The organism is Psychrobacter sp. H8-1 (genome assembly GCF_904846575.1).
Classification (GTDB): domain Bacteria; phylum Pseudomonadota; class Gammaproteobacteria; order Pseudomonadales; family Moraxellaceae; genus Psychrobacter; species Psychrobacter fulvigenes.
In genome coordinates, this window is sequence record NZ_CAJHBG010000001.1 from 1685928 (window position 1) to 1712532 (window position 26605).

Sequence of the window (26605 nt, forward strand, 5' to 3'; positions counted from 1 at the left end):
ATATAATGCTACAAATACTATTATGCGGTATTTAACTTGTGAAATCAGTAAGTGTGTCCTAGAAAGTTGGTGATTTAACCCAACTGTCTCTTTTTACAAGCATAAAAAAACCAGCTAAGATTCCCTCAACTGGTTCTTCTTAATCAAGAATTTAAAGTTTTAACAGCTAATTAACAGCTATAGTACAAGTCAAACTCAACAGGATGCACAGTGACATTGACGCGCTGTACTTCTTCCTCTTTTAGCGCGATGAATGCTTCTAGCATCTCTTCGGTGAACACATCACCTTTTAATAAGAACTCATGATCATCACGTAATGCTTGTAGCGCCACTTCTAAGTTCTCTGCAACCGTTGGGATTTGTGCTTCTTCTTCTGGTGGCAAATCATACAAGTTTTTGTCCGCTGCATCGCCAGGGTGCATCTTGTTTTGAATACCATCAAGGCCAGCCATCAATAGCGCAGCAAACGTGAGGTAAGGGTTGGCCGCAGGATCTGGGAAGCGCGCTTCTACACGTACCGCTTTTGGGCTGCTAACGTGTGGAATACGAATAGATGCTGAGCGGTTAGAGGCTGAGTAAGCCAGCTTAATAGGTGCTTCATAATGCGGCACCAGACGCTTATAGCTATTGGTCGATGGGTTAGTAATCGCATTCAAGGCACGGGCGTGCTTGATGATACCGCCGATGAAGTATAGCGCTGTCTCAGACAAGCCAGCATATTCATCACCAGAGAAAGTATTTACGCCATCTTTTGAGATAGACATATGCACGTGCATACCTGAACCATTATCACCAACCACAGGCTTTGGCATAAAGGTGGCTGTTTTGCCAAACTGATGCGCCACGTTGTGTACCACATATTTCAACTGCTGCACTTCATCCGCTTTACGTACTAGGGTGTTGAACGCGACACCAATCTCTGACTGACAAGGTGCGACTTCGTGGTGATGCACTTCAACACAGCCTTCGCCGATGATTTCTTCTAGACGCTCACACATGACAGAACGCATGTCTTGTGAGCTATCGATTGGTGGTACTGGGAAATAAGCACCTTTGACACGTGGGCGATGCCCCATATTGCCCCACTCATAGTCGTTATTGGTCGACCATGCCGCTTCTTCAGCGACAATCTTGTGGCTGACACCTGACATCTCAATCGACCATTTCACTTCGTCGAATACAAAAAACTCAGGCTCAGGACCGAAGTATGCGGTATCACCGATACCCGTTGATTTTAAATACTCTTCAGCACGGCGAGCGATAGAACGCGGGTCGCGGTCGTAGCCTTGCAAGGTCGTTGGCTCAATGATGTCACAAGTCACTACCACAGTCACCGAATCAAAGAACGGATCGATAAAAGCAGTTTCGGGGTCAGGGCGCAAAATCATGTCCGAGGCTTCAATACCTTTCCAGCCAGCGATGGATGAGCCATCAAACATCTTGCCATCTTCCATCACCTCTTCGTCAACGCTATGCGCTGGGAAGCTGATGTGCTGCTCTTTACCGCGGGTATCGGTAAAGCGAAAATCAACCCATTTGGCATTTGATGATTCGATAAGCTCTAATAATTTATTCGACATGAATGGTCTCCCTAATGGTTATCATGTTTCTGCGTTTTAATATGCTGTGCGCACACAGTGCTGGCGCTATTTTAGCAATATCTGATCAATAATGCTGAACTGATATAACCTCTTTCCTCGCTTATCTGTCACTTGGACTATCGCAATAAGCTTTTACAAAATACAAAGTGCAATCGCTGTGCCAAGAAATTTGGCTAAAAGCCTGTAGAGCAGTCCTACTCTAGCTTCAGACTTGATAAGCGAAAATTAAAGGTCCGAAAATAACGTTGCTAACTTATAAGACTCAAACATTATGCACAATAATAGTCTGTATTTAAATAAAAATCGCACCAAATTAGTGCGTTTTATATTTATAAAATATTAAAATGGTGCATCTAAATATACTATATTTACTTACTTTTAAAAAATATTCGATGATTACTGACACGTCTTTGGGCTCATTTTGATATCGACAATGGGATCAAAGCTCTCATCCACATATTTAAAGACTAAAATGTGACCATTCGCTGGCATGAAATTCTCCGAGAGATAATCATCGTTACAAAAATCTTTGATAGAACGCTCAGATAAAAACTCCTCTTTGAGCATCCTTTTTTCTAATGCAGTGAATGCTATCGTATAACGATACGTAAACTCACTGAAGTAAGGGCTCATAAATACGCGCTCAACCTGCAATTGATTATTTACCGGCATAGGTAAAGAGGCAGCAACAGCTCTGGTCACTGAACCAAAGTAGTCTGCTGCTAACGCCAAATCGGTGTATCTAAGCGTATTATCAATAATTCCATGACGGATCAGCTCTTTATCAGTCTCGGATAACTCTACAGCGACAGCATAAGCGGGCATATAAAATAACAAGCCACATAACACCGCTCTATAAAAAACTTTCATCTCTTACCTCTTAATTTTTAAATAGGCATAACATTTCAATAGGTATAACAGTAGCTACCTAAATTACGGCTGACGGCTATAATCATAATTTTCTGCTAACTGATGAACAGAAAATGACTGCCAACTATTAGCCGCATTTGATACCTTGCAAAATAGTGGTAAGATACAAAGCTTATAAGCACCACCACATCAATAGGTTGAAACCATAATGATTCTGATGATCGATAACTACGACAGCTTTACGTACAATATTGTACAGTACTTCGGTGAATTGCAGCAGGATATCATCGTCTGGCGTAACGATCAGGTCACCATCGAACAGATTAAAATTCTAGCGCCTGACATTATCGTCATTGGCCCTGGCCCTTGTGATCCAGATCGTGCAGGTATTTCGCTAGAAGTCATTGATACCTTTAAAGGCGTCATTCCCATTTTAGGAATTTGCCTAGGTCATCAAGCGATTGGGCAAGCATTCGGTGGCAAGGTGGTCAAAGCTGGTGAAGTTATGCATGGACGCTTGTCCGCCGTCTATCATAATGGACAGGGTGTGTTTACAGATCTGCCTAACCCATCGCAAGCCACGCGCTATCATTCACTGGTGATTGACAAAGCCAGTTTGCCAGATTGCTTCGAGATAACTGCTTGGACACAAAACACCGACGGTAGCATTGAAGAAATCATGGGAATACGCCATAACAGCTTTGCCATTGAAGGGGTACAGTTTCACCCTGAGTCCATCTTAAGTGAGGCAGGCTATCAACTGCTTAATAACTTTTTGCAGACTCACAGATTAGCTGTATTAAGCTCAGAGGATTTGCCGCAAGTGGGCTAAAGACTGAGCAATCCTAAACGGTTAACGACAACCCAAACATCTATAAATACATACAAAAGATAATAATAAGCGAGACCCTAATGACCACTGCAACTACACCGGATGATATTGCTCAACTGTCTGATGACGATGTTCATAAATTGCTGACAACTGCACTGGGCAGGATTTTTCAGCATATTGATCTAACCTTTGATGAGATGTATCAAGTCATGCTTATCATCATGCAAGGCAGATGTAGTAATGCCATGATGGGCGCTATCTTGACTGGTCTACGCATGAAGGGTGAATCAATCGATGAGATTACCGCGTCAGCGAGTGCCATGCGTGCTTTGGCGGCCAATATTGAGCCAAAAGGCTGTGATTATCTGGTTGATATCGTTGGTACAGGCGGTGACGGAGCCAATTTATTTAACGTCTCTACCGCTTCAGCCTTAGTGGCAGCAGCAGCTGGTGCGCAAGTTGCTAAGCACGGTAACCGCGGTGTCTCTACCAATTCTGGCAGCTCCGACTTACTTGAGCAAGCGGGTATCAGTCTGGCGCTCACCCCTGAACAAGCAAGAGACTGTATAGAGAACGAAGGCATTGGCTTTTTGTTTGCGCCCAATCATCACAGTGCGATGCGCTATGCCAATCCAGTGCGCCGTGAGCTAAAGGCACGGACGATTTTTAACATTTTAGGGCCATTAACCAACCCTGCTAGCACGCCCAATCTCGTTATCGGCGTATTCACCGCTCAACTGTGCGAGCCTATCGCAAAAGTGATGAAAAACTTAGGCGCACGTCATGTGATGGTCGTCGGCGCAAAAGATGGTTTAGATGAAATTAGCTTAGCAACTTCAACTACCGTTGCTGAATTAAAAGACGGTGAGATATCTGTATATGAGCTGATGCCAGAGGATGCGGGTATCGAATCACAAACCCTTATCGGGCTTGACGTCGACTCTCCTAAGCAAAGTCTCGAGCTGATACGCGCCGCTTTATCAGGTGCAGATACTTATGATCGGGCGGTACTCAAAGCGCGTGATATGATTGCCCTAAATGCTGGAGCAGCTATTTATACGGCAGGACTTGCCAGCAACTATCCTAATGGTGTTAGCCGAGCACAAAAAATCATTCAAAATGGCGATGCGCTAGCCAAACTTGAGTCCTTAGCCAAATATACACAGCAGCTGGCGGTGAGCGCTTAGCCTATTTCATACAAAATAAAGACGCAAACTTAGCCATTACTGCCCTTTTAAATTTAACTATATTCGGATATGAGCATGACCAATACAGATATTCCCTCAGTGTTACAACGCATTGTCGCTACCAAACAAGAGGAAGTAAAGGCTGCACGTGCAGCACTATCTCTTGAAGATTTGCAAGCAAAAGTAGCCGCTGACAACAAACCACGCCGAGGTTTTGCGGCAGCCCTACGAGCTGCGAGCACTAAAGAGAATGGCATCGGTATTATTGCTGAAATCAAAAAAGCTTCACCCTCTAAAGGCATTATCAATCATAACTTCTCGCCTGCATTATTTGCCCAGCAATATGAGCAAGCTGGTGCCAGCTGTCTGTCAGTACTCACCGATCGTGACTACTTCCAAGGCGATGACAGCTATCTTATTGCCGCGTCTAATACCGCCAGCTTACCCGTGCTACGGAAAGACTTTATGATTGATGTGTATCAAATCTATCAGTCCTATTTACTAGGTGCCGACTGCATTCTATTAATCATGGCCTGTCTCGATGATACGCAAGTACAAGAGCTACATGCGCTGAGTATCGAGCTTGGCATGGATGTATTAATTGAAGTCCATACACAGGCTGAGCTTGAACGCGCACTAGAACTGCCTCGTTCAGCGCACAATATCTACGGTATTAACAATCGTGATTTAAATACCTTTGACGTTGACCTGCAAACCACGCTCAATTTAAAAGACATCTTGCTCGAAGCATTAGCTGCTGATGCTGATGGTACAGCGCAAAAACCCCTGATAGTTACTGAAAGTGGTATTCATAATAGCGAAGATATTCGTTTGATGTTGGATCACGACATTCAGCACTTTTTAATCGGTGAGCAGTTTATGAAAACCGATCAGCCTGGACAAGCGTTACAATCCTTACTTGCGGGCGTTGCAGCACAGGCGTAAAGTATGACCATATTTGCAAATTTTTAGCCTGATTATTAACTGTTATCAACTGTATAACTGATTAATCTACTCATTCATCCATTAACCAATGATACGTTAACTTTTATGTCAAACTCTCTATTTTCCAAAGAAATGCAAGACCAGCTCAAAGAGCTCAAAGGCCAACTGAGCAAAGGCCGCGATACTACATCACCTGACGGCGAAGACCAAAAGCCCACTGAGCCTGTTTCATTACCAACCCAAAAGCAGGTTAAAAAAACCGTCAAACAGCTGGGCAGTGAGCATGTCGATGACGACAAAGTCTTGTTTATGCAAGCCATGCATGGCGTCAACCCACTAGAAGACAAAAACGTGCGCTCACCTGCTGGTGCGACAAAAGCAAACAAGCTTGATGCAGCGACCCTGTCAAAACGTGCCGCCGCCCAAGGCAGTGATGATGCAGACTTAGGTGCGGGTTTATCAGACATGCAGGCTCTACTCAACCCTGTGGCTGGTGAAGCGTATTTGTCTTACAAACACCCTACCCTGCAAAACAAGATCTTTGATCAGCTCAAAAAAGGCCAGTTACGTTGGTATGACGCGGTCGATATTCATGGCTGTACCATCGAAGAAGCACGCGTGGCCATGACCCAACTACTGAACCAAGCCAAGCAAAACAATGAAACCATGGTAAAAATTGTCCATGGTAAAGGCAGTGAAGCCATTCTAAAAACGTGCGTCAACGGTTGGCTACGTCAAATACCAGAAGTACTGGCATTTTGCTCTGCACCGCCAAAAGATGGTGGCAATGGCGCGGTATTGGTACTACTCAAAAAGCCTAAAGCCGATAGCAAATAAATCTTAATGATTAAAAACAGAAAAGGACTGCAAATTTGCAGTCCTTTTTGTGATTATATAGTCCATACACTCTAAAAACATCATAGCGCTACTGGGATGAATTTTGCGCAGCCTCTGGATACGCAGCACGCAAGTAAAATTTATACCAGTAGCGCGTTTAAATCCACAACAGTTTTACATTCAGCTGACTATAGTTATTTAAATAACTATTTAGATACTTATACCATTACCAAAAATTAGAGTAACGCGGAAAACTTGTGCAAGCACTACACCTAGTAGGCTCAGCAAGTTTGACAAAGTTAATCGCACTTTTTGGGTTTGGTATTATTAAACCATCTAAGATATTGTCCGTTTATTACCACTGCCTTTCAAACTATTGATTATGAGTCACTTATGAGCCGACAGACCATCGAAACTGCAAAAGAGCTAAAAGAGCATATCATCGAACTCATTGCACTCGAGCCAAGATTTGCTTCTGTCTATGAGCAAGTTGGCGTACCCAACTTGAGACATAATGCAGGTGGCTTTCAGCAGCTCATGAGAGCGATGGTTGGCCAACAGCTGTCTGTGGCAGCGGCGGCAAGTATCTGGCAACGACTCATAGATGCTGGGTTGACTGCTCCGCAAGCCATTCGTGAAGCAACCGATGACACCTTGCGGGCACAAGGATTATCTAAGCAAAAAATCCGCTATACTCGATCTTTAGTAGAGCATGATATAGATTTTGCAGCACTGGAAGCGATGACCAATCAAGACGTAGCCAAGACCCTTACGGCTGTGACTGGCATTGGGAACTGGACAGCTGAGATGTATTTGTTATTCTCTCTAAAGCGCGCGGACATACTCGCTGTCGATGACTTGGCAATCAAAGTCGCTGCCATGCATTTATTAGGCCTGACAGAGCGCCCAACGCCGAAACAGCTAAAGAATTTAACCCAAGACTGGTCGCCACACCTTAGTGCCGCAAGCTTACTGCTATGGGAGCACTACGGTTTTTTACGTAATAAAACCGCAGTGCCTTTGTAGTAATTTATGTAGTAAGTTATGTAGTCAGATTTGTAGTAAAAATAGCCATAATCGCACTAATTACATGAGTATATGAGCAGCTATTATCTTTATAACTGGCTATGCAAACTGTTTAAAAAGTCCCCTAAAGTCAGTATTAAGGTTGGTTCCAGATAGAGAGTTTAAGGTTCTTTTTGACATACCTAAACTTCCTTTTTGCTAACGTATAGCGGCGAGCTTTCTTCCTGTTAACCTTTCGTACTGCTTGCTTATCATCAGCTTGTTTGTTTTCCTCAGTGTTATCAACTTCCTTTTTCAACTCAACAGCCTCTGCTTCGCTATGATCAGTAGCCTCTGATGTCTCATCGACAGAATCAATAGGATCATTTTCGATGCTGTTTTCCATATGATGGTCAAGCTCACTTTGTTCAACAATTAATTGCTGTGTTGGTAGCGCATGCTCAACTTTGTACTTCTTCACTTTTGTCAATATATCGACCAACAATGTGTCTTGTTTGCCGTAGAACTCTATAACATCAACAGAATTCACGTAAGCTCTTAGTTGAATAACATAGCAGTCTTGACGCAGCTCCAAAATATTGGCCTGATTCCATTCTTGGTTGGTCAGCTCATGCTCTTTCAAAAGCTTATCTAAAGCGCCCACCATTTTGAACACTTCGTTGATATCAGCGCTGCGTTTTATGTATAAACTGTGCAAAAAGTGAAACATGTCACGCGAGGCAAAGTTTTCAATCTGCATCGATGAAAAGTCGCCATTGGGCACAGTAACTACAGTACGGTTCAAGGTACGTACTCGTGATGAGCGAATACCGATATCAATAATCGTCCCTTCTTGATCCCCAAACTTACAGTAGTCGCCTATCCGCACTGGCGAATCTGCAACCACCACGACACTACCAACGAGGTTTTCGATCGTCTTTTGCGCACCAAGGGCTAAGGCCAAACCACCCACCCCTAATGCGGCAATACCGGTCGTCAAATCAAAGCCCAAATTGCCGAAGATGACAATAACCGCAAATATCAATAATAGCGCTTTGACGATTTTACGCAGCAAACCTAAGATAGAGACTCGTTCAGTATAGTTTTTCTTATAGCTTAGGTTGACCGCTCGGGTGAATATAGCGTCAATCACCCTTAGTAGCAGCCAAGTTACGGCCAGCCAAGAAGCAATTTCAGTGAAACGATTAATCGGCTCGCGTAGCGTCACTGACACGCCAGCAGAGACCATTATCTCAGACAGCATCAGTGCCATCACCACGACAGATAAAGGCAATATGACTCTATTTGGCAGAGGTAATGGTACGCCGCGCACTCGTGGATAAGCAATTCTTAGCAAGTGATAGCCTAACCACACCATGATATAAGTCAGTATAAAACTACCAACAATCATGATGATGGCAGCCACCAAATCCGCCAACTGATAGCCAAGCAGCTTTTTACCTTCTAACGAATCAATGGTATAACGCGATACCAAAGTCGGCTCAGTATTTTCGATCACCTCTGGCACCGAACTGAGCGTCTCAGAAGAGAACTGCCAATACTGCTCGCCATTTTTTGACACGACGCGCTCAAGTATCAGCGGCACGCTTTTTTCACCGACCTTAATGCTACCCACATTCTCTTGGCTTGGTGGCAGCTGATCGGTTAAATTACCCTCAGGCGTGTTATTAATCTGCAAGTCAGCTTGAAAGCGGCCACCCGCATCAAGCGCCTGCTTGAACTGACGCACTTCTGTGGTGGGATTGTCAGATTTGGACAAGTTTAGATAGTTACTCGCCAGCAGATAGTCATTCTCTCCTAAGGCACTAATGAACCCTTGTACTGTCTGCCGCGGTGTATCGCGCCCAAATGAGTCTGGTATCGATTCGCGGACGACCTCTTCAGTACCACCGCCAACACCAAGCACTCCTGCCTCAGCAGCGACCGCCTTACTATTTGGTAATACCAAGCTTAATATCAGCGCAATTAGAAGTACTGCCACCATTAGCGGTGCTTTTACTAATGGCACCAATACAGACGAGGTAATACTAGGTATAGAATAGTGCTTAATAGACAAAACAAACCTCTTAGCTTTTGATGTGTGACCACTAATCATAAAATCTGCTTATGATAACAATTATTTATCACAGTAGTGGCTTTGATTGCAGGTTTTTATAGCCATCAGTGTTGTTACTTCTCACACTTACCTTGCCAACATTCATAATAAACCACTGACATAAATAACAATATCAGCACTCAAGTGCATAAATGGCGATTCGTCATGAAAATAACTCAGCTTACCGTGAAGAAACATTAGGTTAAATAAGTTTATAAAGTGGTAACTTTTGTAGATAATAAGCGCTGCTGTAACTGTCTAACGTTTTGGTAACTTTTGCTTGATAACTTTTGGATTATTTATGATTTTTTTACGTTCTTCTTCGACCACCTATCTTCGCTTAAGTATCTTAAGCGCGCTTGGTTTATTTGCTGTCAATACAGCAATGGCTGCTACTACAGACGTTAATGCTGCTAATGACAACGAGCTGCCACAGGTCGAGCTTGATAAAATTGTAGTAACCGCGACGCGTACGCCAACTAAAATCAGCAATACCATTGCCCAGACTCGCGTCATTGATAGCGAAGTGCTTAAGCGTTATCAAGGTCAAACGGCTTTAGATGTTATTAAAAACCAACCAGGCTTCAATTACAAACAAAATGGTGGACTAGGAACGGTAGGTAGTTTTTATACCCGTGGTTATGATAGCAAGCAAATATTGGTGCTTATTGATGGTATTCGCTATAGTTCAATATCTACTGGAGAGCCTGCTCTAAGCCTATTACCTGCAGATCAGATTGATCGTATTGAAATATTATACGGTGCATCAGGCTCTAGTATTTATGGTTCTGACGCAATGGGCGGTGTTATTCAAGTATTTACCAAAGGTAGTAATGTTGATCAAAGTCAACTATCAGTCACAGTGGGTGCAGGATCGCACGATCAGTTTTTATATGGTGCTACTGCTCAATTTATTAATGACCAAGGTACCAGCTTAAGTATCTCTGCCAGTCATAATGAAACGGATGGCATTAACGCTACGCTTCCTACTCACCCTTGGGGCATTCATAATTTAGATGAAGATGGCTTCAAAAGTGATAACTACAGCCTACACCTTAGCCAAAAAATCAATCCAGATTTAAAAGTGGGCGTTAGCGGATTATACAGTGAGTCAACGACTGATTTTGACAGTGGCAAAACTACGGGGAAAGATTTTACCCAGGCAGAGCAAAAAAACGGTGCGGCTCAAGCATTCATCGATTGGAATTACTCGCCTACGTCATCAGTAAAACTATCATATGGTCACTCTATCGATGAATCTCAAACGACAGCTACTACTTATACTAGCTTCTATGATACGACACAAAAACAAGTTAGCTTAGTAGGTAGTCACTCAGTAGCGACTGATAAATTGCTATATGGTGTAGAGCATTTAAAACAAGAAATAGATACAAGTGCATACCCCGAAGCTGACAATCGAGAAGTAACCAGTGGCTTTCTAGGCTATATGCTATCTAGAGGTAAGATTGATGCACAAGCTAACGTACGCCATGATGATTACTCTGAGTATGATAGTGAAACTACATATAACCTAGGTGCTGCTTATCGCTTAACACCAGATCTACGTGTTGGTGTTAACTACGCCAAAGGCTATCGTGTTCCAACTTTTAATGATTTATTTGACTGGGGTGGTGATCCAAATTTAAAACCTGAGACAAGTGATAACTATGAAACTTTTGTTGAGTATGACACCTTACTCCAATCTACACGCTTAACTGGCTATCGTAATAAAGTAGAAGATATGATCGCAAGTGATGCAAACTATCAACGTAAAAACTATGCTGAGGCCAAAATTGAAGGTATCACCTTAACTAACGACTGGTTTTTCAATAACTATTTGTTTGGTTTAAGCTATGATTATCAAGAAGCTAAAGATGATAGTGGTAAAGATAACGACGGTAATTATTTGCCTACTCGCCCTAAACATAAAGGTATAGTCTATGTTGGCTACCAACTTTCTGACTTAGACATTCGTGCAGAGTACCAATATGTTGACGATTACTATAGTAATATTGAAAATACGTCTAAAATTGACAACTACAATATTGTAAATATCAGCGGCAACTATCAGCTGTCATCGAACTTATCAATGTCGGCTCGCTTAAATAACGTATTTAATGAAAAATACCTCACTGAGCCAGGTTATAACACTGACGGTACTAACTTCCTAACCTCTCTGACTTATACTTGGAAATAAATCTGTCTAGCAGTATAAAAAGCCTGTCGTTATCAAAATAAATTAAGGTCATCAATCGATGGCCTTTTTTTATGGTCAAAACTATCCCGTTACCTTATGGGATGTTACCAGCTATTATTTATATCAGTAAATAAGTGACAATAGGTGACATTTGAGGCCTCATCTATTACAATAATGACCCTCCGAGAGGTGTTGCACCATAAGAATGGACTTGCGCATTTAAGCTTTACTGTTATGCCAATCTCATCCTATGTTAGGCTCGGTAACTGTTATGTGCTCATTATTTTATCTGAGCACTGACAGCGCAAACAACGGCACCTGCGTTTTTATTCTTTTTATCAATCATTTACCACTGATAGGAGCATATTATGGACGCAGTGTCGAACATACCCTCTGCCCATACGATCGATCCCTCTTTCACTGACTATAAAGTCGCTGACATCAGCCTTGCTGATTACGGCCGCCGTGAAATCACTCTCGCCGAAGCTGAAATGCCTGCCCTCATGGGTTTGCGTCGTCGCTACGAAGCCGAACAGCCACTTAAAGGCGCCAAAATCGTCGGCTGTATCCACATGACGATTCAAACGGCTGTCCTTATCGAGACTTTAGTCGCGCTAGGTGCAGAAGTACGCTGGACTTCATGTAATATCTTCTCAACTCAAGACCATGCTGCTGCAGCCATTGCTGCTGCTGGCATTCCTGTGTTTGCTTGGAAAGGTGAAACGGAAGAAGAGTACGAATGGTGCTTGCGTCAACAAATCCATGTTGGCGGCGAAGAATCTGGTCAGCTTTGGGATGCAAACTTAATCTTGGATGATGGCGGTGATTTGACGGCATTGATTCATAATGAGTATCCGCAAATGCTTGATATCGTCCATGGTGTCTCAGAAGAGACAACCACTGGTGTTCATCGCTTGGTTGAGATGCTTCAAAAAGGCACGCTAAAAGTACCAGCGATCAACGTCAACGATGCGGTTACCAAGTCTAAAAATGATAACAAATACGGCTGCCGCCATAGCTTAAATGATGCGATTAAACGTGCAACCGATATGTTCCTTGCAGGTCGTCGTGCCTTAGTTATTGGTTATGGTGATGTGGGCAAAGGCTCAGCGCAAAGCCTACGTCAAGAAGGCATGATCGTTCGTGTCTCAGAAGTCGATCCAATCTGTGCCATGCAGGCTTGTATGGACGGCTATGAAGTATTGTCACCATACATCAATGGCGACAATACTGGCGGCGCAGAAGGTATCAACACCCGTCTGCTACAAGATACAGATATGATCGTAACCACCACTGGTAACTACCATGTCTGTGATAAGCATATGCTAGCGGCATTAAAACCTGGCGCTGTCGTTTGTAACATCGGCCACTTTGATACCGAAATCGATACGCAGTTTATGCGTGACAACTGGCGCTGGGTTGAGATTAAGCCACAAGTACATCAAATCTTCCGCTCAGACGATGAAAACGATTATCTCATCTTGCTTGCTGAAGGTCGCTTGGTAAACCTAGGTAATGCCACTGGTCACCCATCACGCGTCATGGACGGCTCATTTGCCAACCAAGTATTGGCACAGATGTATTTGTTTGAAGAAAAATTCGCTGACTTGCCAGCTGATGAGCGTACTGACAACTTATACGTCAAAGTATTACCGAAGAAGCTAGACGAAGAAGTCGCTGCTGCCATGGTTGCAGGCTTCAACGGTACGCTAACCAAGCTGACCGAAAAGCAAGCTGAGTATTTGGGTGTTCCTGTCGAAGGGCCATTCAAGCCTGACGCTTATAAATACTAAGAGGAGTCAGACTGTGAGTAAGCCTGCTTTCTCTTTTGAGTTTTTTCCAGCCAAAACCGAGCAAGGGCACGAAAAGCTACTCAGCACTTACGATGAGTTGAATAAACTATCACCTGCGTACTTTTCGGTGACCTACGGTGCGGGCGGCTCAACTCGTAGCCGCACCCTAGATATCGTACAAGCATTGTGCGCGCGCGGTGAGACTGAAATTGCGCCGCATATGTCTTGTATTGGTGATGACAAAAGTGAAATCGCTGAGTTGCTCGATCTTTACAAGAGTTTGGGCATTAAGCGCTTAGTAGCACTTCGTGGTGATTTGCCATCAGGTCAGGTCGGCATGGGTGAACTACCGTTTGCCTTAGACTTGGTGAAGTTCATTCGCGAACACTCAGGTGATCACTTCCGTATCGAAGTCGCTGCATACCCTGAAATGCATCCACAAGCGCGTAGCTTTGAGTCTGATATCGACAATCTAGTCAATAAGTACCAAGCGGGTGCAAACTCTTCAATCACCCAGTTCTTCTATAACGCAGATAGCTATTTGTATTTGCGTGACGCCTTAGAAGGTCGCGGTATCGATACCGTTGCACAGCCATTGGTAGCGGGTATCATGCCGATTACCAACTCTAGCAATCTCGTACGCTTTGCTGATAGCTGTGGCGCTGATATCCCGCGTTATGTGCGTAAGCAACTGGCTGATTTCGGCGATGACCGCACCGCCATTCGCGAGTTTGGCTTTGATGTTGTCTATCGCTTATGTGAGCGTTTAATCTCTGAGGGCGTCCCTGCCATGCATTTTTATAGCATGAATAAGGTTGAGCCAAATAAACGCTTGGTTGAAGCATTGGGATTGACTGGCTAAACGACACGTGTGTTTATTTCTAAACGACTGGCGCTCTTAGGAGTGCCAGTTTTTTTATTGTTGAAGCTTTTTTATCAAAACCACTTTCTTAAAAACAATAACAATGAGCAATGGGCGAAATATTTTGATAAGAATAACAATACTTTTACCTACTCAATGAATATTCTGCTAATATATTTAAACGGATTATTGTTCGGACTATAGGACTGAAAAACTGTGCGACGTTTTTTTTATGCAACAAATAATGAAACTACAAGCAACACTAACACTACTGATAATCCTCGACTTAGTCGCTTAGCCATTGGTACGAGCGTCGCTTTAACAGAGAGCATCGTGCATCACTGGTGCCGTGTACTCCGCGCAAATGTCGGTGATAAGGGCATTTTATTCGACGGCTTTGGCGGTGAATATCAAGTAAAGCTACAAGAAATCAGTAAAAAACAGGCCACTGTCACTTTACTTGCTTATCTAAGCGATGATCGCGCCGCACCTATTATCAGCAACATAGGTCTGGTCATGAGTCGCGGTGAGCGTATGGATTATGCGATTCAAAAAGCCACTGAGCTTGGAGTAACCGCCATCCAACTTCTAAGCAGCCACCATGGTGAGGTCAACCTAAAAGCTGCGCAAGTGGATAAGAAACTTCTCCATTGGCAGCAAGTTGCCATCGCTGCCTGTGAGCAGTGCGGACTCAATCGGCCACCGCTTATTGTTGCGCCGCAGCCTGTCTCGCAATGGTTAAAGAGCAAAAAAACAGAAACTGGTAGCATGATTATTAATCAGAGCGATGATAATAAAAACGCTAGTAACAACGATAATAACGACGACCAGACTGTTAGCAGCATATCAGTCAGCCCTATCGTGGCAGCGTTAAGTCAGGATGCTTATTATCAAGTGTTACAGCAACCAGCAGATATGCGCCTGCAAATGAGCGTACCAGCAGCTGGACAGCCTGCTATGCCTAAGTCGTTATTAACAGTATTAAAGCAGGACTCGCCTTTTATTGAGCTATTAATTGGCCCTGAAGGCGGGCTCAGCGACGATGAATGTAAACAAGCCGAGGCCGTTGGTTTTGCACCTTGGCAAATTGGGTCAAGGGTTTTGCGGACTGAAACGGCACCGGTGGTTGCTTTAGCCACCCTTGATGCACTTTATCAATTGCAACATAACCACTGATAGGCTTTTATCACCCTTAAAAATCACTACCTATTTAACTTCTATTTATCCACTGTATTTTTTACCCTTGAGCATAGTCATGAGCACTTTTAAACAAATATCATCACCCATCAAGCAGCAGCTGCTCTCTGAACTATGTGAACGCCTTGACGATGCTATATTTATCCTAGATGCTGAACTGCGCTATCTGGCCATCAATGCTGCCTACGAGGATATGCTCGGTTATGACGAGGATTTTTTGCTTGGACGACCTTTGGGGATATATGCTTCTGAGTTTTTGTCAGAAAAGGAAGCCGCTCTCTTAAGACATATTACCGATCGCCTAGACAGTAATGGTTTCTATGAAAATGAATTTGTTTTAGCCTCTCGTTATGGTCAAAAGATCAACTGTTATATAGCCTTCAATAGAACGTGTATTGAGGCAACCACCTATTATTTTGCTATCATTCGTGACATCTCATCAGCTGTCAAAGACCGACAACAAATGACCCATTTACTCAATTACAATCAGTTGACAGGCTTAGCCAATCGCAAAGTATTTTTGAGTCATAGCCACGATTTATTAATAACCACTGAGCAACAATTAGTCATCGCTCGAGCCAATATAGATCGCTATCGTACGCTTACCAATAGCCTTGGCCAAGAATTGGTCAACAATCTTATGATAGAGTTTGTCGGTCGGGTCAATAGTTTAGGGCTCAAAAAACTACACTGCTTTGCCCATTTTGGCGGTGATGACTTTGGCTTGCTGTTTGAGTGTAAAGATACCGATATGATCTGTAGTGAGCTTGACAGTATTTTGCAAATGTGTGAACGGCCCTTTAAAGTAAAAGGTAAGGATATCTATCTGCAGATATCTATTGGAGTGAGCTACTATCCTCAAGACGGCAACCAAGTAACCAACTTGGTTAATAAAGCTGAAAAAGCCCTACACTATATCAAGCAGCAAGGTGGTCACGGTATCTGTCGGTATAGCGATAAGATGAACTATATAGCAATAGATAACTTACAACTTGAGTCTGAGCTGCGCAAAGCAATCAATGACAATCAATTTGAGCCATACTATCAGCCCAAAATCGAGTTAAGTACTGGAGCAATCACAGGCTTTGAGGCATTGGTACGTTGGCGACATCCTAGCCGCGGCCTGCTCTCACCAAAAGACTTTATCGACGCTATTATCAGACATAAAATGTCGTTTGAGCTATTTTGTCAAATGGCATTGCAAATAACCGAGCAACTGTCTATTTGGCAAGACATGGGCTTTACCCAATATGTCAGCATCAATGCCGATGCGGCTGAATTTCGCCATCCTGAATTCTTTGGCTTCGTCAGTCAGCTCTTTGATCGCTACCCTATCCATCCTTATCAGCTACACATTGAAGTCACCGAATCCTCTTTAATGCTGCGCCATGCCAATATTAAACAGCAGCTGATTGCACTTAAAGAGTTGGGAGTCTGCTTGGCACTCGATGACTTTGGTACTGGCTATGCGTCATTGAGCTATCTGCAGGAATACCCTTTTGATTTTATTAAAGTCGATAGAAGCTTTATTTCTGAAATCGCTCATAACCGCACTCAACAAGCTATCGTGCAATGCATCTTAGATTTGGCTACGGCTCTCGACATGAGCGCCATCGCTGAAGGTATCGAAACTGAACAACAACGTGATTTGTTATTACAAATGGGTAGCAAGTATGGTCAGGGTTACTGGTTTGGCCGGCCTGTTGCCGCTGAGGTGGCAACCACACTGCTGACTGAATCCCTTCTTAGCAAATAGATACTTAGCAAATAGATAGCTTGATAGCCATTTATGTGATTTATCTTTTATAACAGCCCTATTGTTACGACTTCATTTAGTACCTGTCATTCCTCATATCTCTCTCCTCATTACAATATTCTAAAGTGGTTTTTTGTCCTACAACGTTGATCGAATAAGGATGCAAGAAGGGTTCATGACTTATCAGTATTATGACTAAACTTGTATAATTCTTGGTGAAAGCCTATCTTTTGTCATGAATCTACGAATTACGAATACAGTCATATTTCTTTTATCTCTTCTCAACGTTACTCCATATGACCGATGTCATTATCTATAAAAACTATGGATAATCTGGCATCAGAAAACTATAAACAACGCAGACAGTCATACATTTAGCTATGCCGTCGTTGTCGCTCATATCCCAAAAAAGGACAGAAAGTTATGCAGTACAAAGCTCCCCTACGTGATATCCAGTTTGTGATGCATGAGTTACTTGACAGCGAAAGCCATTACAAGCGTCTGCCAAAGTTTCAAGAGGCCGACCGTGAATTGATGGACAGCCTATTTGAGATGGCTGCAAGCTTTGCTGAAAATGAGCTGTCTCCCTTAAATCAAAGCGGCGATGCTGAAGGCTGTCAGTTTGACAATGGCAAGGTTACGACTCCTAAAGGCTTTAAAGAAGCCTACAAGCAATATTGTGAGCTTGGGTTTCCTGCCTTGACTGCAGAAGAAGCGTTCGGCGGTCAAAACATGCCGTTCTCACTGTCTACTGTCATCAATGAGATGGTCGGTACTGCCAACTGGTCATTCTCTATGTACCCTGGTCTGTCACATGGCGCTATTCAAACCATTGAACATCATGGCACTGATGCGCAAAAAGACACTTATTTAGAAAAAATGGTCACGGGCGAATGGTCTGGCACCATGTGTCTGACTGAAGCACATGCAGGCTCTGACTTAGGTATCATCCGTACCAAAGCAGAGCCTAATGATGATGGCACCTATAGCATCACTGGTCAAAAAATCTTTATTTCAGCGGGCGAGCATGATCTGGCAGAAAACATCATTCATATTTGTTTGGCTCGCCTGCCTGGTGCTCCTGCTGGCACAAAAGGTATCTCATTATTTATCGTACCAAAAGTGATGGTCAACGAAGACAATAGCTTAGGCGAAGACAACCAAGTTACCTGTGGCTCTATTGAGCACAAAATGGGTATCAAAGCCTCTGCGACTTGTGTGATGAACTTCGATGGTGCAACAGGTTATCTGATTGGCCCTGAAAACCGTGGTCTACAGTGCATGTTTACCTTTATGAACGTCGCCCGTATCGGTACTGCTGTTCAAGGTCTAACGGCTGCAGAGTACGCGTTCCAAGGCTCATTGACTTATGCTAAAGAACGTCTGGCCATGCGCTCACTATCAGGTGTCAAAGCGCCAGATAAAGTCGCCGACCCTATCATCGTACATCCAGCAGTCCGTAATATGCTATTGACCGAAAAAGCCTTTGCTGAAGGTGGCCGCGCGTTGGTTTACTACCTTTCACACTTTGCCGATACCGTCGCAAAAGGCGAAGGCGATGAGCTGAAGTTCGCTGACCAAATGCTGTCACTATTGACACCAATTGCCAAGGCTTTCTTGACTGAAACTGGTCTTGAGGCTGCGAACCATGGTGTACAAGTGTATGGTGGTCATGGCTTTATCAGTGAATGGGGCATGGAGCAAAACGTACGTGATACACGCATTGCTTGCTTATACGAAGGTACGACTGAGATTCAAGCGCTGGACTTATTAGGTCGCAAGGTCTTGGGCTCACAAGGTAAGATGCTAGCAAACTTTGTCAATATCATCGAAGCCTTCTGTAAAGAAAACATAGACAATGATGAGATGGGTCAGTTTATCCGCCCACTTGCCAAGCACCTAAAAGAATGGGGCGATCTGACCGCTCGTATCAGCATGCAAGCCACTGAAAACCCTGACGCTGTAGGCGGCGCTGCCGTTGATTATATGTACTTCAGTGGTTACGTCACCCTCGCCTACTTATGGGCACGTATGGCGTTGGTCGCTCAGACAGCTATAAAAGAAGGTCGCGGCGAAAAAGCATTCTATGATGCCAAGATCAAAACGGCGCAGTTCTACTTCGCCAAACTTCTGCCACGTACTACTACCCACGTACAGCGCATCAGCACGGGTGTTGAGCCGTACATGAGCATGGATGTTGATCAGTTTGCCTTTTAATTAAATGTTTTAACTCTTGATTCAGTACTTAATCTTTTAATTGATTGAGAGTTTGGCAACAATATACCTATCGGCAACATACTTCGGTGTGTTGCCGATTTTTTTGTATACGGGGTTGTTAATGATCTGCAAATTTAAAAGTATTTTAAGCCGTTCATGTTAATTTTTATTAAAAACCACTATTTATACTCCAAATGGATTCCAATTGGAGTATAATATCGATATTCAGAAGTTTTCTTATAAGGAATATTCGATGGCAAGCAAGAATACAACGCCCATTCGCACCCGCGCAGGCGAGACAGAAAAGGTCACTATCAATCTAGGTTACGTCGATCTTGGGCAAGTAGATTTGATGGTGCAAGAAGGCTTTTATTCTAATCGCACCGACTTTATCCGCACGGCGATACGCAATCAGCTCACCACCCATGCTGATGTGGTACGTCAAACCGTTGCTCGTAAAACCTTAGAGTTAGGCTTACGTCATTACACCCGCGCCGATCTTGAAGCGGTGCAAGAGCGTAATGAAAAACTACACATTCAAGTATTGGGTCTGGCGACCATCGCTGCTGACGTGACACCAGAGCTTGTGGAGGCCACGATCGAAAGCATTACTGTATTAGGCGTGCTTCAGGCAAGCCGAGAGATAAAAGCCGTATTGGCCAACAAAATGAGTTAAGTATCTGCTTTGACAATTACCCTCAAAATTTATAGACATATAACGGAAAACACCCCATGGATTTTTCAAAATTTAATATGACACCGCCGCATCTTAAAGAGGCGATGGAACTGATGAAATCAGGCCGATTAAAAGAGGCCACTACCCTCATTCAAAATAACTTAAGCGGCAACGTATCAGACAGCAATACTACTGACAACACCAGTAATACCAATACAATGAAAGATGTAACGCCTGATAGACCCACGCTACAAGATAGCGCAACCACAAAAAAAGCAAAGCCCACAGAAAAAGAAAAGTCTGTAAAAAAAGAAAATATGGCAAATACTGAAGAGTTTGCTAGTAAATCATCCAATAAGCTGCCTGATAGCATACAAAGTCTTACCGATAAGATTAAGAACTTTAAACTAGACTTGCCATCAGCTATGAATATAAGTGGTATCAGCGCTGGACTTAATACGCATATTGAGCCGACTATTCCTGAGAATGCGCAGTTTCTGAAAGGTACATTTAAGTCCTCTCAAGGCAGTCATGACTACAGACTATATATTCCCTCAAACTATGTACAAGCTGTAGAGCAAAGCTTACAAGTGCCTTTGATAGTTATGCTACACGGCTGCACTCAATCGCCAGAAGATTTTGCCGTGGGCACACGCATGAATGAATTAGCAGAAGAGCACCAGTGCCTAATTGTCTATCCCTCTCAGCCCGCCTCTGCCAACCCCAATCGCTGTTGGAACTGGTTTAGACCTACTGATCAACAGCAAGGTCAAGGTGAGCCTGCATGGCTTGCAGAATTGACTCGATCCGTTGTCAAAGATTACGCAGTAGATCCATCACGGGTGTATATTGCAGGGTTATCTGCTGGCGCTGCTATGGCGGTGATTATGGCTGAGACTTATCCAGAATTGTATGCTGCAGTTGGTGTGCATTCAGGATTGGCTTATCGCAGTGCCACCGATTTTCCATCAGCAATGCTAGCGATGCATAAGGGTGGCTCGGCTGATCTACAAGCTGCAAAAAACAGTCAGTTTGTACCGATGATTGTGTTTCATGGTGATCAGGATCATACGGTGAGTATTCGTAATGGTGAGCAGGTCGTCGAGCAGGCAAAACAGCGTTTACAAGCGCAAAAGACTGGTTTAAACATACAACAGCATAAAAAGAGCTCTGAGCAAAATTGTCGCAGTACTCAACTAGAGATTAAGGATGACAAAGGCGTTAGTCAGTTGGAGTATTGGAAGATGCACGGTGCTGGGCATAGCTGGGCAGGTGGCAGTAGCGCAGGGTCTTATACTGATCCCAATGGGCCAGATGCTTCAAAGGAGATGCTGCGGTTTTTCTTGAATCGTTAATTGCTCACACGCTCGCTTGGTGAGGCAAAAACCTGCCTCATCAATAAATGATTTTAACATAAAGTGTCCTGTGCTCTTCAAGCATCTTACTCTCATAGCCTAGCGTCTTACGCTCTCATAAACAGTTACTTACTGTTCATGTGTGGTTCGTTCATCCAAAACTGTGATATTAGATTCAGCTATCTGAGTCTGGTTTATAGTATTATATGATACATTATGTCCTATCTAAGTACTGCAAGCGTTTGGGTTAACTTTTAGTGTACGCATAATTCACTAAGAGATACACAAGCTTATTAGCTAATTTGCTAAACTTTATTTATCATTTGCAAACGACACCTCCAATCTCAAAATAAGTTAATTTTCTACTTTAAAACCAAAGGAATGTTTATGTCTGTTTATAACGCCCCTCTTACTGATATGCGCTTTATCTTAAACGATGTATTTAAAGCGCCTGAGTTTTGGCAAAATAACGAAAGCTTGGCTCACGTTGACATAGAAACGGTCGATATGATTTTGGAAGAAATGGCAAAATTGTCAAAAAACATTCTATTACCTATCAACCGCAGTGGTGATGAAGAAGGCGCAACTTTTGAAGGGGATGGCGTTGTCACTACGCCCACAGGTTTTAAAGACGCTTACAAACAGTATGCCGAATCAGGCTGGGTTGGCCTAAGCGGTGACCCTGAGTATGGTGGTCAAGGCTTTCCAAAGATGGTGACCATGCTGACCGAAGAGATGGTTTTTACTACCAACCAATCTTTTGCCTTGTATCCAAACTTGACCGTTGGTGCGACCATTTGTATGAATGCGGCTGCCTCTGAAGAGCAAAAGAAAACCTACCTAGAAAAAATGTATTCTGGCGAATGGTCAGGTACGATGTGCTTAACTGAGCCACATGCTGGTACTGACTTAGGTATTATTAAGACGAAAGCTGTGCCTAATGATGACGGTAGCTATGATATTTCTGGTACCAAAATTTTTATCACTGGCGGTGAGCACGACCTAACTGACAACATCATTCACTTAGTATTGGCAAAAACACCCAATGCACCAGAAGGCTCAAAAGGCATCTCGCTGTTTGTGGTACCAAAATTCTTGGTCAATGAAGATGGTAGCTTAGGCGAGCGCAATACCTTGGCAGTCGGCTCTATCGAGCACAAAATGGGTATCAAAGCCTCTGCGACCTGTGTGATGAACTTTGACAGTGCCAAAGGCTGGATGGTTGGTGCTGAGAACACTGGCCTATCTTCAATGTTCATTATGATGAACTACGAGCGTGTCACCATGGGTCTGCAAGGCCTAGGTGGTTCTGAGCTTGCTTATCAAAATGCGGCGTTATACGCTAATGATCGTGGTCAAGGTCGTAGCGATACACAGATTCAAAGCCCAGAAAAACCCGCTGATGCCATCATCCATCATGCCGATGTGCGCCGTATGCTATTGAACGCAAAAGCCAATACTGAAGCCTCTCGTTGCTTTGCCATGTATGTTGCCAAAAACCTTGATGAAGAGAAGTTTAGTACCGATCCTGATGCCGCTCAAGCCGCAGCCGCTCGTGTTGCGCTGCTAACGCCAGTGGCCAAAGCATTCTTAACGGACAAAGCGCTAGAAGCGACCATTGATTGCCAACAAGTATTTGGCGGTCATGGCTATATCCGTGAATGGGGTATGGAACAGATCGTTCGTGATACTCGTATTGCACAGATTTATGAGGGCACCAACGGTATTCAAGCGCTTGATTTATTGGGTCGTAAAGTCGCTCGTAATAACGGCAAATATGTCACTCACTTCTTGGGTGAGATTCGTGATTTTGTCAATAACATGCAAGCGGAGCACGGTATCAAACAAGCAACGCTAGATGCTGCTGATACAATTGAAGAATTGACCACCAGTGTTCTTAGCAATATCAGTGAACGTAAAAATGAGATTAATGGCTGTGCCGTTGACTACATGCATGCATTTGGCTACCTTGCCTACTCATACATGTTTGCGTTGATGGTGGAAGCCGCTAATGGTAAAGAAGGCGAGTTTTATACCAATAAAGCCAAGCTCGCTGACTATTTCGTTGGTCGCATCTTGCCACGCATTGATGCTCATGCACAGATGGTTAAAGCGGGTAGTGATCCAATGATGAACTTTGATCTGGATTACTTTGACGTACCTGCTAGCTAAGTAGTCATCGAACGCACTCTATAATATTCTAATGAAAGGGACAGTTATGCTACTGTCCCTTTTTTTGCCAAAATGACGCTCACAATAACTGCTAACAAAATAATTAACTATCTATGCATGGTTACGATTAGAATAACCCTTATTAAACCTCTCGTCACATCACAATAGAATAACAACGATAAAGGGTACAATGTGTCCGAAATAAAACGCATTTTACAGCAGATTACCGCCTTAGCTGACGTACCAGATCCAGCGATGCTTAAGCGCTTAATCCAGGAGCTGCGAGTAACTGAAAAGCAGCCTGCCCTTGCCAATCAGAAAATTCAGACTCTGATCGACATCTTACGTCAGCATCCAGAATATGGAGATGGTCTCGCCAGCTTTGTCTTAAAGCTTATCATTCAGTATCGTCAAATCGCCCTTTATACAGATACTGGCATTATGTCGGATGAAGGGTTTTTTAGTAGTTTACGTCGACTGGTTGGTCACAGGTTTTTGCCATTATTACCGCAAGATGACTCTGTGGTTGAGCTGGTCGGTTATTTGTTTGATAAGCCCCAAGATGAACGCTGGCTGGCAAATGTCGAAAAAGATAAGTGGGATACCCTCGTAAGCCTTCTTAAAGTGCAAGAAGAACACCTGCATCTGTTGGCCACGGCAAAAAACAATATTTTGAATGCGATTGTGATTTTGTCCTATCGTATTAGCGGGATTGGCCTGCATCCAGACCTGATGGAAGCCTATCCCCCCAGATATTAAACTACTCCGCCTCCTTTGTCGCACAAAACCAAGAAGCAGTACTGTTCGTCAACCAGTATCGGCAAGCACATGAGCTTGACACTTTGACTGATATTACTCCAGAGCACGCCGTCGACCAAGCGCCCTTACTGGTCATGTTAGAGCAATGTGATGATATCGTCGCCACCGTGCGTAAGCGTATCTATAAAACTGGCATCTCGATTCGTTTGACCAATATGATGTTGCGCCTTGATCAAAGCTTGCAACGTATGCGTATCTTGACGGATTTGGTCGCTGACAAAAGCCCTAATCGCGATAAAGCCATCATAGAGCTGATACAAACCATCATTACAACGGCTAATCGTCGTTATAGTATCGGCTATTTGATAGACAATAATACCAAGCTACTGTCGCGAAAAGTCACTGAAAATGCCAGCCGTGTTGGTGAACACTACATCAGCACTGATAGAGCTGGCTATCAAAAAATGTTCAAAAAAGCCTCGATTGGCGGATTCTTAATTGCCTTTATGGCGACCCTAAAAATATTGGCTTACCACTTGGCGCTTGCTCCCATGGGCCGGGCATTTGTCAACAGTATGATTTATGGTCTAGGCTTTGTGTTTATCCACATCGTGCACGGTACCGTCGCGACCAAACAGCCAGCGATGACTGCCGCTGCTATCGCCTCAACCATATCAGATGGCTCTGGCAAAAAATCACATCAACTTACCAAGCTATCGGAGCTGGTAGTCGATATCCTGCGTACTCAGTTCATCGCCATCATGGGTAACGTCATGCTTGCTGTGCCAGTCGCTTTAATCATCTCTTTCGCCTGGCTGCAGTATACTGGCGCACCAATGATCGATAGTAATATGGCGGCAAGCCTCTTACATGATCTTGATCCTTTTTATTCTTTGGCACTCCCTCATGCTGCCATAGCTGGAGTCTATTTATTTTTGTCTGGCCTCATTGCGGGTTACTATGATAATTTGGCCGTATATAATCAAATTGGCGCTCGTATCTATAAACACTGGTTACTGCAATATATGATGCCTAAGTCATGGCTCCAACGCTTAGGTCGTTTTGTTGAGGCCAACCTCGGCGCTATCATGGGTAACTTCTTATTCGGGGTGTTCTTAGGGAGTACCGCCACCATAGGTTTCTTATTTGGCTTACCCATTGATATTCGCCATATTGCCTTTGCCTCCGCAAACCTAGCACACGGACTGTTTAACTTATCAGCAGCCCAAATCAGTTGGCCTTTAATTTTGGTCTCTATCCTTGGGGTTGCACTTATCGGTTTGGTCAACCTCATGGTCAGCTTTTCACTGGCCTTAATCGTAGCGCTGCGCTCAAAAGAAGTACGCTTCTTTGAGTGGAGCCGACTTACCAAGTTGGTTTTTGGTCATATTATTAGTCATCCATCTGACTTCTTTTGGCCGCGTGATAAACCCATGAAATATGCGCGTATCGATAGTCAAGGCCATATGATATTTGATGATACGTCAGCACAAAAAGGCGGCAAAACCTTACCTAGTAATTATGTCGTACGGCGTTTGTCTGATGTCAGAGTCCTACCCGAATCTAGGCAGGGCAATGCACAAAGCGCTGACACAGCCACAGATATATACTACGACAACCAGCCAAAGGGTAATCATATACAACCTCATGCCCCGTCTACCAAAGTGGTGGATCTCGATGATGGTCTCGTAGATGAAGAGCTCAATAGTGTGCCCTACACTGATGATATCCAGTACGACAAAATAACAAAAACGCTTGGCGCTATCGATGGCAATACAAATCATGATTCACAAAGCGCAGATACAATAAGCAGTTCTGAGAGCAAAGTGGCAGGAGATGCCAAAACATCACTGCCAAAACCAAAAAAGCCGCCTAATCTACCTAGTTAATGCGGCCGTTTTGGTATTTTAATCGTTAGAGACTTATTTAGGTTAAAAATTATTTATTATGACATCGATTGTTAGAATACGTTCAATGTCTGTATAGGGAACTGAACCCAATTAAGGTATCTTAGCAAGTACTTCTTCATTCAGTGATTTCGGTACCCTAGTGAGGACTTGAATCTTAGGCTGTAGGCTAATGAGGACAGCGTTTTAGCTCACTAAGTTTGCTTTGACATAACTTGATCAAAACTAAATCTTTTTAGGACTAATCAGTAATTGCCACTGAAGAAATATTGACCCCTACCGTCAATACCATGCACTCAAGCTTGAGATGTTTGATGAGTG

Annotated in this window: 17 protein-coding genes and 1 pseudogene; 15 read left to right on the forward strand and 3 right to left on the reverse strand. The window is 43.5% G+C overall.

Annotated features, from left to right (window positions below):
• Positions 1–170: 170 nt before the first annotated feature.
• Both glnA and JMY01_RS06830 read right to left on the reverse strand, forming a co-directional pair.
• Complete coding sequence (gene glnA / locus JMY01_RS06825; protein WP_201574860.1) at positions 171–1580, reverse strand: type I glutamate--ammonia ligase; 1410 nt, start codon at positions 1578–1580, stop codon at positions 171–173.
• A 417-nt stretch (positions 1581–1997) separates the two neighbouring features.
• Complete coding sequence (locus JMY01_RS06830; protein ID WP_201574861.1) at positions 1998–2471, reverse strand: hypothetical protein; 474 nt, start codon at positions 2469–2471, stop codon at positions 1998–2000.
• Between the two features lie 208 nt (positions 2472–2679).
• Between JMY01_RS06830 and JMY01_RS06835 the strand changes: the two genes are divergently transcribed.
• From JMY01_RS06835 to JMY01_RS06855, 5 genes are all read left to right on the forward strand, one after another.
• Entirely contained in the window at positions 2680–3303 is a 624-nt protein-coding gene (locus JMY01_RS06835; protein WP_201574862.1) for an aminodeoxychorismate/anthranilate synthase component II, read from the forward strand.
• An 80-nt stretch (positions 3304–3383) separates the two neighbouring features.
• Complete coding sequence (gene trpD / locus JMY01_RS06840; protein ID WP_201574863.1) at positions 3384–4490, forward strand: anthranilate phosphoribosyltransferase; 1107 nt, start codon at positions 3384–3386, stop codon at positions 4488–4490.
• A 75-nt stretch (positions 4491–4565) separates the two neighbouring features.
• Positions 4566–5435, forward strand: coding sequence for an indole-3-glycerol phosphate synthase TrpC (gene trpC, locus JMY01_RS06845; RefSeq protein WP_201574864.1), 870 nt, complete (start codon positions 4566–4568; stop codon positions 5433–5435).
• Positions 5436–5540: 105 nt separating this feature from the next.
• Positions 5541–6272 carry a Smr/MutS family protein gene (locus JMY01_RS06850; protein WP_201574865.1) on the forward strand — a complete coding sequence of 244 codons (732 nt, stop codon included), beginning with the start codon at positions 5541–5543 and terminating at the stop codon, positions 6270–6272.
• Between the two features lie 393 nt (positions 6273–6665).
• Positions 6666–7298: a DNA-3-methyladenine glycosylase gene (locus tag JMY01_RS06855; protein WP_201574866.1), complete on the forward strand. Its 633-nt coding sequence runs from the start codon at positions 6666–6668 to the stop codon at positions 7296–7298.
• A 136-nt stretch (positions 7299–7434) separates the two neighbouring features.
• On the opposite strand, the gene JMY01_RS06860 is transcribed toward JMY01_RS06855, so the two are convergent.
• Positions 7435–9354 (reverse strand): mechanosensitive ion channel family protein, encoded by a 1920-nt coding sequence (locus JMY01_RS06860; protein WP_227677740.1) that lies wholly within the window; start codon positions 9352–9354, stop codon positions 7435–7437.
• Positions 9355–9694: 340 nt separating this feature from the next.
• Between JMY01_RS06860 and JMY01_RS06865 the strand changes: the two genes are divergently transcribed.
• The 10 genes and pseudogenes from JMY01_RS06865 to JMY01_RS06910 all read left to right on the forward strand — a co-directional run bounded on the left by JMY01_RS06865 (position 9695) and on the right by JMY01_RS06910 (position 26266).
• Positions 9695–11590: a TonB-dependent siderophore receptor gene (locus tag JMY01_RS06865; RefSeq protein ID WP_201574868.1), complete on the forward strand. Its 1896-nt coding sequence runs from the start codon at positions 9695–9697 to the stop codon at positions 11588–11590.
• A 368-nt stretch (positions 11591–11958) separates the two neighbouring features.
• Positions 11959–13383, forward strand: coding sequence for an adenosylhomocysteinase (ahcY, locus tag JMY01_RS06870; RefSeq protein ID WP_201574869.1), 1425 nt, complete (start codon positions 11959–11961; stop codon positions 13381–13383).
• Between the two features lie 13 nt (positions 13384–13396).
• Complete coding sequence (locus JMY01_RS06875) at positions 13397–14245, forward strand: methylenetetrahydrofolate reductase (protein ID WP_201574870.1); 849 nt, start codon at positions 13397–13399, stop codon at positions 14243–14245.
• Positions 14246–14461: 216 nt separating this feature from the next.
• A complete protein-coding gene (locus tag JMY01_RS06880; protein WP_201574871.1) occupies positions 14462–15421 on the forward strand; it encodes a 16S rRNA (uracil(1498)-N(3))-methyltransferase in 960 nt (319 codons plus the stop codon).
• 79 nt (positions 15422–15500) lie between these two features.
• On the forward strand, positions 15501–17198 hold the full coding sequence (locus JMY01_RS06885; RefSeq protein ID WP_201574872.1) for a bifunctional diguanylate cyclase/phosphodiesterase: 1698 nt from the start codon (positions 15501–15503) through the stop codon (positions 17196–17198).
• A 423-nt stretch (positions 17199–17621) separates the two neighbouring features.
• Entirely contained in the window at positions 17622–19415 is a 1794-nt protein-coding gene (locus JMY01_RS06890; protein WP_201574873.1) for an acyl-CoA dehydrogenase C-terminal domain-containing protein, read from the forward strand.
• A 253-nt stretch (positions 19416–19668) separates the two neighbouring features.
• A complete protein-coding gene (locus JMY01_RS06895) occupies positions 19669–20091 on the forward strand; it encodes a CopG family transcriptional regulator (RefSeq protein ID WP_201574874.1) in 423 nt (140 codons plus the stop codon).
• Between the two features lie 56 nt (positions 20092–20147).
• A complete protein-coding gene (locus tag JMY01_RS06900) occupies positions 20148–21446 on the forward strand; it encodes a PHB depolymerase family esterase (RefSeq protein WP_201574875.1) in 1299 nt (432 codons plus the stop codon).
• 387 nt (positions 21447–21833) lie between these two features.
• The gene (locus JMY01_RS06905; protein ID WP_201574876.1) at positions 21834–23618 is read left to right on the forward strand and encodes an acyl-CoA dehydrogenase C-terminal domain-containing protein; all 1785 of its coding nucleotides are present in this window, start codon (positions 21834–21836) and stop codon (positions 23616–23618) included.
• A gap of 192 nt (positions 23619–23810) precedes the next feature.
• Positions 23811–26266: pseudogene (locus JMY01_RS06910) on the forward strand (site-specific recombinase).
• Positions 26267–26605: the final 339 nt, after the last annotated feature.